The organism is Microbacterium sp. H6 (assembly GCF_003314775.1).
Classification (GTDB): Bacteria; Actinomycetota; Actinomycetes; order Actinomycetales; family Microbacteriaceae; genus Microbacterium; species Microbacterium oxydans.
In genome coordinates this window covers 1-9,310 of sequence record NZ_QOAY01000084.1, presented here as the reverse complement: position 1 = coordinate 9,310, position 9,310 = coordinate 1, and the positions used below count along the sequence as shown (strand labels likewise).

At 70.2% G+C, this 9,310-nt stretch carries 9 protein-coding genes; 7 read left to right on the top strand and 2 right to left on the bottom strand.

Translation table 11 applies throughout. The features are described 5' to 3' along the window. The 7 genes from DSP71_RS05920 to DSP71_RS05890 all read left to right on the top strand — a co-directional run. The coding region (locus tag DSP71_RS05920) for a TIGR04028 family ABC transporter substrate-binding protein (protein ID WP_258546286.1) at positions 1 to 1,593 on the top strand (1,593 nt) is incomplete at its 5' end. Positions 1,594 to 1,609: 16 nt separating this feature from the next. Beyond that, a complete protein-coding gene (locus DSP71_RS05915; RefSeq protein ID WP_113680624.1) occupies positions 1,610 to 2,590 on the top strand; it encodes an ABC transporter permease in 981 nt (326 codons plus the stop codon). Beyond that, positions 2,587 to 3,483 (top strand): ABC transporter permease, encoded by an 897-nt coding sequence (locus DSP71_RS05910; RefSeq protein ID WP_046749746.1) that lies wholly within the window; start codon positions 2,587 to 2,589, stop codon positions 3,481 to 3,483. The genes DSP71_RS05915 and DSP71_RS05910 overlap by 4 nt, the downstream gene beginning before the upstream one ends. Then, complete coding sequence (locus tag DSP71_RS05905) at positions 3,480 to 5,096, top strand: ABC transporter ATP-binding protein (RefSeq protein ID WP_113680623.1); 1,617 nt, start codon at positions 3,480 to 3,482, stop codon at positions 5,094 to 5,096. Before DSP71_RS05910 ends, DSP71_RS05905 begins: the two co-directional genes overlap by 4 nt. Beyond that, positions 5,093 to 6,148 (top strand): putative FMN-dependent luciferase-like monooxygenase, encoded by a 1,056-nt coding sequence (locus DSP71_RS05900; protein ID WP_113680622.1) that lies wholly within the window; start codon positions 5,093 to 5,095, stop codon positions 6,146 to 6,148. The genes DSP71_RS05905 and DSP71_RS05900 overlap by 4 nt, the downstream gene beginning before the upstream one ends. Then, the gene (locus tag DSP71_RS05895; RefSeq protein WP_113680621.1) at positions 6,145 to 6,786 is read left to right on the top strand and encodes a CMD domain protein; all 642 of its coding nucleotides are present in this window, start codon (positions 6,145 to 6,147) and stop codon (positions 6,784 to 6,786) included. The genes DSP71_RS05900 and DSP71_RS05895 overlap by 4 nt, the downstream gene beginning before the upstream one ends. Continuing rightward, a complete protein-coding gene (locus DSP71_RS05890) occupies positions 6,783 to 7,391 on the top strand; it encodes an alkylhydroperoxidase domain protein (RefSeq protein ID WP_113680620.1) in 609 nt (202 codons plus the stop codon). The genes DSP71_RS05895 and DSP71_RS05890 overlap by 4 nt, the downstream gene beginning before the upstream one ends. A 35-nt stretch (positions 7,392 to 7,426) precedes the next feature. Here DSP71_RS05890 and DSP71_RS05885 read toward each other — a convergent pair whose 3' ends face one another. Both DSP71_RS05885 and DSP71_RS05880 read right to left on the bottom strand, forming a co-directional pair. Further along, positions 7,427 to 8,371: an NADP-dependent oxidoreductase gene (locus DSP71_RS05885; RefSeq protein ID WP_113680619.1), complete on the bottom strand. Its 945-nt coding sequence runs from the start codon at positions 8,369 to 8,371 to the stop codon at positions 7,427 to 7,429. A gap of 40 nt (positions 8,372 to 8,411) precedes the next feature. Continuing rightward, the coding region (locus DSP71_RS05880; RefSeq protein ID WP_113680618.1) for a DUF3418 domain-containing protein at positions 8,412 to 9,310 on the bottom strand (899 nt) is incomplete at its 5' end.

The following is a 9,310-nucleotide window of genomic DNA, read 5'->3' as shown; positions in this document are numbered from 1 at the left end:
CTCATCCTGGCGGGAAGCCTCGCCGCCTGCGTGTCGACGCCCGCCCCGGCGAACTCTCCCGCCGAAGGCGGCGAACCCGTAAAGGGTGGAACGCTCACGTACCTCGAGCACCAGGCCTACACGAACCTGTATCCGCCGCAGGCCGGCTTCTACCCCAACGGCGGCATCGTGAACAACATCGCGGCCCGCCTGACCTGGCAGAACCCTGACACGCTCGAGATCGAGCCGTGGATCGCCTCCGACTGGACCGTGAACGACGACGCGACCGAGTACACGTTCAACCTGAACCCCGACGTGACGTTCTCGGACGGCACGGTGCTCGACGCCGCGGCAGTGAAGAAGAACTTCGACACCTACGGCCTGGGCGATGCGGAACGGGGCCTGACCGTCTCCGAGGCGATCAACAACTACGCCAGCAGCGAGGTGGTCGACGACGACACCGTGACGTTCCACTTCTCCGCACCGTCCCCCGGGTTCCTGCAGGCGACCTCGACCATCAACTCGGGTCTGCTGTCGCCGGAGACGCTCGACGGCACGATCGAGGACTTCGGCGCGGGCAACGCCGCCGAGATCATCGGGTCCGGTCCGTTCACGGTCACGGGGGAGAAGCTCGGCACCGAGTACACGCTGACCGCGCGCGACGACTACGACTGGGGCCCCGACAGCGTCGACAACGACGGGCGCCCCTACCTCGACGCCGTGCATGTGCTGATCACGCCCGAGGACTCGGTGCGCATCGGCTCGCTTCTGGCCGGTCAGGCCGACTACGTCCGCTATGTGCAGGCGTTCGACGAGGATCGTGTCGAGGCGGCAGGCTTCACGCTCTACGCCCCGCAGACCCGCGGCGTGAACAACTCGATCGCGCTGCGACCGGAGAACCCGCTGCTGTCCGACATCCGCGTGCGCCAGGCGATCATCGCCGCGGTGAACGCGCAGGAGGTCGTCGACACGCTGTTCACCGAGAACTACCCGGTGGCGACGTCGGTGCTCTCTTCCCAGGCGCTCGGCTACAAGGACGAGTCGAAGCACTACGCCTACGACCCGAAGAAGGCCGAGAAGCTGCTCGACGAGGCCGGCTGGGAGCCCGGCGCCGACGGCATCCGCGAGAAGGATGGCGAGCGCCTCTCGATCACGGTGTACGAGGCGAAGCCGCAGCCGCTGTCGAAGCAGACCCTGGAGCTCGTGGCGCAGCAGCTGGCGAAGGTGGGTGTCGAGCTCTCGGTCAAGCCCGGTGATGCCGGAAGCTACGCCGAGGACACGCGCGACCCGCTCAAGACCGGCTTCTACCACTCGATGGTCGGACGCGCGGATCTGGACGTGATCAAGAGCCAGTACTTCACGAAGAACCGCGATGTGCTGATCTCGAAGGACGCGAAGCTCGATGAACTGCTGCTCGCCGTGGCCTCAGAGCCGGACGCCGACAAGCGCGTCGCCGCATCGCAGGCCGTGCAGGACTACATCGCCGAGCAGGCCTACGTGATCCCGCTCTTCGAGGAGCCGCAGGTGTACGGCACCGCGACCTACGTGCACGGCGTCGCCTTCGAGTCGGTCGGACGCCCGACGTTCTCCGGCGTCTGGCTCGCCGAGCACTGATCGGGATGGTGCGTCGATGAGTTTCGTCCTCCGACGAGCCGGGCAGGCCGCGATCGTTCTGATCGCGGCCTTCACGGCCACGTTCTTCCTGCTGCAGCTGCTGCCGGGCGATGCGATCCTGATCAAGTTCTCCGATCCCAGCCTCGGGCTGTCCCCGGATCAGCTCGACAGCATCCGAGCCACCTACGGCACGGATCTGCCGTGGTGGGAGCAGTACGTGCACGCGGGGCTCGGGTTCCTCGCCGGGGACTTCGGCTACTCCACGCAGTTCGGCACGCCCGTGCTGACGATGCTCGCGGAGGCGCTCCCCGCGACGCTGCTGCTCGCGTCCCTCGGGCTCCTCGTCGCTCTGCTCCTGGCCGTGCTGATCGCCGGACTCTCCTCGCTCGCCCCGTTCGCCTGGCTTCGCGACGGACTTAGTCAGGTGCCCGGTCTCTTCGTCGCGGTGCCGGTCTTCTGGCTCGGCATCCTGCTCATCCAGGTGTTCTCGTTCGGGCTCGGCTGGGTGCCGATCGTCGGGGCCGACCCGGTGAGCGGACTCATCCTGCCCGTGCTGACCCTCGCCGTGCCGATCTCGGCTCCGCTGGCGCAGGTGCTGGTCCGCGCGATCGATCAGGTGCAGGCGCAGCCGTTCGTCACGGTGGTCCGGGCGAAGGGGGCCCCGCCGCTGTGGGTGCTCACGCGCTCCGTCGCCCGCAACGCCGCCGTGCCGACCCTGACGATCGCCGGTGTGCTGTTCGGGGAACTCGTCGGGGGAGCCGTCGTCACCGAGACGGTGTTCGGCCGCACGGGCATCGGCCGTCTCACCGAGCAGGCCGTCGCGAACCAGGACATCCCGGTGCTGCAGGGTGTGGTGCTGCTCTCGGCGCTCGGCTTCGTCGTCATCAGCTTCGCCGTCGACCTCGTCACGCCGCTCATCGACCCGCGTCAGCGCGCGGTCGCGCGCTCCACCGCGTCCGTCGCCGCCCGCTCCGCGCCTCAGGAGGTGCCCGCATGACCGCTCCCGTGATCGCTGCGACGAGTGTCGAACCGGACTCCGAGCCGACACCGACCGTCCCCGAGCTTCCGCGGACCCCTCGCCGCCCTGGCCGTCTGCGCGGCCGCGCCTGGGGGCTGTATCTCGCGTTCGCCGTGGTCGCCGTCGCTGTGTTGTGGGCGGTCATCCCCGGCGTGTTCGCGCCCGGCGACCCGCTCACCGGTGTGCCGGCCGACAAGCTGCTGCCGCCGAGTGCCGCGCATTGGTTCGGCACCGACACCCTCGGCCGTGATCTGTTCGGCCGTGTCGTGCACGGTGCCGTGCACTCGCTCTCGGGCGCGCTGATCGCCGTCACGGTGGGTCTCGCCCTCGGCACGGTTCTCGGCGCGATAGCCGGAGCCGTGGGCGGGGTGGTGGACGACGTGCTGATGCGCATCGTCGACGTGCTGCTCGCGATTCCCGGGCTGCTCCTGTCCCTCTCGGTGATCATCCTGCTCGGATTCGGCACGGTCAACGCCGCCCTCGCCGTGGGACTCGGCAGCGTCGCGGCGTTCGCGCGGCTGATGCGCGCCGAGGTCGCCCGGGTGCGGCGCACCGAGTACGTCGAGGCCGCCTTCGGCAGCGGTGCCACCTTCTTGGCCGTGCTGCGTCGACACGTGCTTCCCAACTCCCTCACCCCCATCGTCGCGCTCGCCGCCCTGCAGTTCGGGACGGCGATCCTCGCCATCTCGACGCTCGGGTTCCTCGGCTACGGCGCTCCGCCACCCACCCCGGAATGGGGACTGCTGATCGCCGAGGGTCGCAACTACGTGGGCACCGCCTGGTGGCTCACGGCATTGCCGGGTCTCATCGTCGTCGCGGTCGTGCTCAGCGCCAACCGCATCAGCCACCGCATCGGAAGGGGCACGCGATGAGCGTTCTGACCGCATCGGATCTGCGCATCTCCTACGGGGGTCGTGAAGTCGTGCACGGCGTCTCCTTCGAGATCGGCGAGGGGGAGACCCTCGCCCTCGTCGGGGAGTCGGGGTCGGGCAAGTCCACGACCGCCCACGCGCTCCTCGGGCTCCTCCCCGCAGGGGGCAGGGTCGACGGCGGGACGGTCGTCCTGGGCGACCTCGACATCTCAGGGTGGTCCGATCGTGCGCTGCGCGGCATCCGCGGTGCGGAGATCGGCCTGGTCCCGCAGGATCCGACGACCTCCCTCGACCCGGTGCGTCCGGTCGGCAAGCAGGTCGAGGAGATCCTGCGCCTGCATGGGCATCGGGATCGGCGCTCGCGTCGTGCACGGGCCATCGAGCTGCTCGACCGTGTCGGTATCGACGACCCGGATCTGCGGGCGCGTCAGTATCCGCACGAGCTCTCCGGAGGCATGCGGCAGCGTGTGCTGATCGCGACCGCGATCGCCCTGCGACCCCGCCTGCTGATCGCCGACGAGCCCACCAGTGCCCTCGACGCCACGGTGCAGCGCAAGGTGCTCGATCTGCTCGACGAGCTGCAGCGCGAGGAGGGCACCAGCATCCTGCTCGTGACCCACGATCTGGGCGTTGCCGCCGATCGGGCGGAGCGACTCGTCGTGCTCAAGGACGGCCGGATCGTGGAGCAGGGGCGGAGCGAGGAGGTGCTCGCCGCACCGACGGACCCGTACACGCGTCAGCTGCTCGCCGATGCTCCCGCGTTCACGACCGGCTTCCGGCGTCCGGACGCCCCGCCGTTCCTGCGGGATGCCGCAGCCGTCGCCGCGGAGAACCCGTACGCGATCGTCGCCGAAGGGCTTGTGAAGGAGTTCCGCGTCGCCGGCCGGGAGCGGTTCCGCGGTGTCGACGACGTCTCGTTCCGGGTTCGCCGCGGTACCACCCACGCGCTCGTCGGCGAATCGGGGTCGGGGAAGACCACGACGGCGCGACTGGTCACGCGCTTCCATCAGCCGGACGCCGGGACCATCGAGGTCGCCGGAGAAGACGTGACCCACGCGAAGCGCGAGCAGCTGCGAGCGCTGCGCCGCCGTGTGCAGCTCGTCTACCAGAACCCGTTCGCCTCGCTGGATCCCCGCCAGCAGATCGTCGACATCGTCGCGGAGCCGCTGCAGAACTTCCAGGTCGGATCTCGCGCCGAGCGCAGCGAACGCGCGCTCGCTCTCCTCGACCGGGTCGCGCTCCCGTCCGACGTCGCGCGGCGCACCCCGCGCGAACTCTCGGGCGGACAGCGGCAGCGTGTCGCGATCGCGAGGGCCCTCGCGATCGATCCCGAGGTCGTGGTGCTCGACGAGGCGGTGTCGGCGCTGGACGTGACCGTGCAGGCGCGCATCCTGGAACTGCTCACCTCGCTGCAGGCGGAGCTCGGGCTCACCTACCTGTTCATCTCGCACGACCTCGCCGTCGTGCGCAGGATCAGTCACACGGTCTCGGTGATGCGCCGCGGCCGGATCGTGGAGGAGGGGCAGACGGAAGACCTCTTCCGCGACCCGCAGCACGAGTACACCAGGGAGTTGCTGGCAGCGGTCCCCGGACGAACGGAGATCGTCGTATGACCACCGGATCCGCCCCTTCGACCGGGCCCACCGTCGCGTTCTTCACGCGTCTGCTCGACGACGCGTCTCCTGCCGAGAGGTATGCGCTCGCCACCTCGCAGATCCAGCAGGCGGAGCGCCACGGGATCAGGAGAGCCTGGGTCGCACAGCATCATTTCCACGCGGCCGAGGGTGGTCTGCCGTCGCCGCTGGTGTTCCTCGCGCACGCGGCCGCCGTCACGAGTGACATCCGACTGGGGACCGGCGTGATCACCCTGCCGTTGGAGGACCCGGTGCGGGTGGCCGAGGATGCCGTGGTCGCAGATCTGCTCTCCGGGGGGCGAGTGGATCTGGGCCTCGGCAGCGGCGGCACCCCGTCGTCGTTCGTGCCGTTCGGGGAGGATGTGCGAGACAAGGCGGTGACCTACGACCGCAAGCTGCGCACGCTCCTCGACGGACTCGCCGGTCGCGACGTCGGCGCGGGCAACACGCTCTACCCGGATGCGGGAGACCTCGCCGACCGTGTGTGGCAGGCCACCTTCTCCGCTCCCGGCGGTCACCGCGCCGGCATCCACGGGCACGGGCTCCTGCTCTCCCGCACTCAGCCGCGCAGGCCCGACCGCCTGCACGCCCCCTTGTCCGAGCTGCAGGACCCGATCATCGACGCGTACCTCGAGGCACTGCCGGTCGGGGTGACTCCGCGGATCACCGCCTCGCGCACCGTGTTCGTCGCGGATGACCGCGCCGAGGCTCTGCGGTTCGCCGAGGTCGGTCTGCGTCGGGCGGCGGAGGGCTTCCGTCGGCAGGGCCAGACCATCCCCGGTGACGACATCGACGAGTTGATAGCCGCGCTCGACACGCATCTGGGCACGCCAGAGCAGGTTGCCGAGTCGCTCGCCGCCGACGCCACCCTCACCCGCGCGACAGAGGTGGCCTTCCAGGTGCACTCGGTCGATGCGCCGCACGAGCACGTGCTGCGCTCGATCGCACTGTTCGCCGACGAGGTCGCCCCGGCCCTCGGCTACGCCATCGCGGAGACAGCAAACACCGAGACGATCAAGGAGAACGCATGACCGACGACAACGTCCTCACGGACGACACCGTGGACCGGATCGTGGGGGTGACGCCGGAGCTGGACGAACTGCGCCGCCGCCGTCCGGTCACCAGAGAGCAGCTGCAGGCGAGCTTCGACGCCCTCTTCCGACCGGTCACGGTCGCGCATGTGTCGCAGGCGGAGCGCGAGCTCGTCGCAGCCTTCGCCACCGGACTCGCCGGCGTCGACGATGCGACAGCGGCGTTCTATGCCGCCCGCGCACGCGAGGCCGATCCGGAGCGGGCGGGAGCAGTGCTCGCCGAGGCAGCCGGGGCGTCGACGAGCGGTCCGTTCGGCGCCTACACCGAACTCGGCCTGCAGTCCGAGAACACGGAGGGCGAACGGTATGAGCCCGATGGTGCCGTGACCGCCGTCATCGGCGAGCGCCTCGCCGCAGCCCTCGCGCACACGCACCTGCTCGTGTTCCGGCCCCGTGAAGCGTCGGGCGCCGATCTCGGGCGACTGCTCGATGCCGGGTGGTCGACCGAGGGGATCGTCACGCTGTCCCAGCTGGTGTCGTTCCTCGCCTTCCAGCAGCGGGTCGTCACCGGACTCCGTGCGCTCGCCGCTGCAGGACTCACCGCCCAGACCGAGATCTCCGAGGAGGAGGCCGCATGACCGCCGCACAGACCGTGCTCCGGCACGACGACGCCCCGCACCCGCACGCCTTCACCCGCGGAGAGGTGGGCTGGGTCCCGCATCTCGAGCCCCTCGCGGAGGAGGAGCTGACGCCACGGCACTACGACGGACTCGTCGATGCCGCGCGGGCGAAGAACGACTACTTCCGGTTGCTGGCCCGTGACCCCGAGGTGCTCAAGGCGCGGACACTCGTCGACAAGGACATCTTCTACAACGTCGCCGAGGGTCTGCCGCGCGCCGACCGCGAGCTGGCGGCGACCGCAGCATCACGGCGCAACGGGTGCGTGTTCTGCGCCTCGGTGCATTCCCGCTTCGCCGCGCACCACAGCAAGCGGGTCGAGGACGTCGACCTGCTGTTGGACGAGGGGGTCGACGCCGATCTCGGCGAGCGCTGGAACGCGATCGTGGCCGCGTCGGTCGCGCTCACCGACACTCCGAGCCGATTCGGGGAGCACGAGATCGCCCGGCTGCGGGCGGCAGGACTCGACGACCTGGAGGTCGCTGATGTCATCCACGGCGCGGCGTTCTTCAACTGGGCGAACCGCCTGATGCTGTCGATCGGTCGGCCGGTCGCTCCCGCCTGACCCTCGCTCTCGGCTACAGAAGCAGCCGCTCTGCGCTACGGGAGCAGGATGATCTTGCCCGAGGCGGCGCCGGATTCCATGAGCTCATGGGCCTGCGCCGCCTCGGCGAGCGGCAGCTGAGGGCCGAGCTCGATCGTGAAGTCGCCGGCGTCGAGGAGGGCGATCGTCTCGGGCAGGGCCTCGGCTCGCCAGGCGAGCTCCTGCGTGGTCAGCGGGACGGGCGAGCCGCCGGAGAACGCCCGGATGCCGAAGGATGCCGCATCCGGCCCTCGCACGATCGTCGCGATGCGCTCACGGTCGGCGACGAGCGCCAGCGACGCCTCGATCGCCTCATCGGTGCCGGCGCAGTCGAGCACCACGGTCACGGGTGACGGAGCGACGGCTCGCACCCGGTCGAGCAGACCATCACCGTAGGCGACGGGGATCGCCCCGAGCTCGCGCAGCTGGTCGTGGCGGGCGGGGCTTCCTGTGGCGATCACGGTGGCACCCCAGGCGACGGCGAACTGCACGGCGGCCTGGCCGACGGATCCGGAACCGCCGTGCACCAGCAGCACGTCGCCCTCGGTCACTCCCAGCGACCGCAGCGACTGGTAGGCGGTGCCCGCGGGGATGCCGATCCCGGCGCCCTCGGCCGTCGTGACCGAGTCGGGGAGCTTCGCGAGCTTCTCGGTCGCGATCGCGAGCGCCGAGGCGTAGGTGCCGTTCCCGTCGCGGATGGCCACCCGGTCGCCGACGGCGAGATCGTCGACCCCTTCGCCCAGCACCTCGACGATGCCGGCGCCGTCGAAGCCGACAGGACGCGGCTCGGTGATCGGCGGGGACGGGCGCTTGCCGCCCCGCAGCTTGGCGTCGATCGGGTTCGCTCCCGCCGCCTCGATCCGCACGACGACCTCACCGCGTGCGGCGACCGGATCCGGGATCTCGATCAGGTGGAGGACAGCGGGGGAGCCGATTTCGGTGTAGACGATCGCGCGAGCCATGCGTTCAGGCTACCCGGGGTACGCGGGGCCCGGTCTCGGGTCAGCGGCCGGAGAGGACCTTCATGATGCGCTGAGGCGACACCGGCTGCGCGGTGCCCAGACGCTGTGCGAACACACTCACGCGATACTCCTCGAGCAGCCAGCGCACCTCGACGAGCGCGGGCGTCGCGTCGGGGGCGAGGGGGATGGTGCCGCCCGCGTCTTGGAACGCCTTCGCCATCCGCTCGTACTCGGTCATGCGCGCGCGGTCCTTGCCCGGCTCGCTCGCCAGAGTCTTCAAGCGGTCCAGCATCCCCTCCAGATAGCGGGGGAAGTGCGCGAGGCGCTCGGCTCCCGCGGCGGAGACGAATCCCGGGTGCAGCAGGCCGCTCAGCTGGGTGCGGATGTCGTTCAGTGGTCCGAGCAGGGCGAGCGAGTTCTGCGACTTGATGCCGCGCTCGACGTCCCGGGACTTGGTGAGGATGCGTGCGACCAGCGACACGCAGGTGAACAGCTCGTCGACGAGCACGGCGGAGACCGCGTCCCGCACCCGGTCGAAATCGGCCTCGTTGCGCACGATCCCTTCCGGCACGAGGCTCTGGATGACCTTTCTGGCCACTGCCGCGCGGCAGTCTTCGATGAGTGCGGCCGCTGAGGGATACGGCGAGGCTGCGAGCGCCAGCTTCTCCTGGCTCGTGAGGTGCTCCTGCACGTACGAGGACGGAGAGGGGACGCCCAGCAGCACGAGCCGCAGCACGCCGTCGCGCGTCGCCGCTGCCGCCGCGTCGGGGGTGGATTCGACACGCACCGACACCGTCTTGCCCTGATCGACGACGGCCGGGTAGCCGCGGACCACCCCTCCGGCGACGCGGGTGTCGAGCACCTCCGGCAGCTCCCCGAAAGTCCAGGCCGTGAGACCGGTCTGCTCGAGCGACGCGGCGGCGATGCGTTCGACGCCCT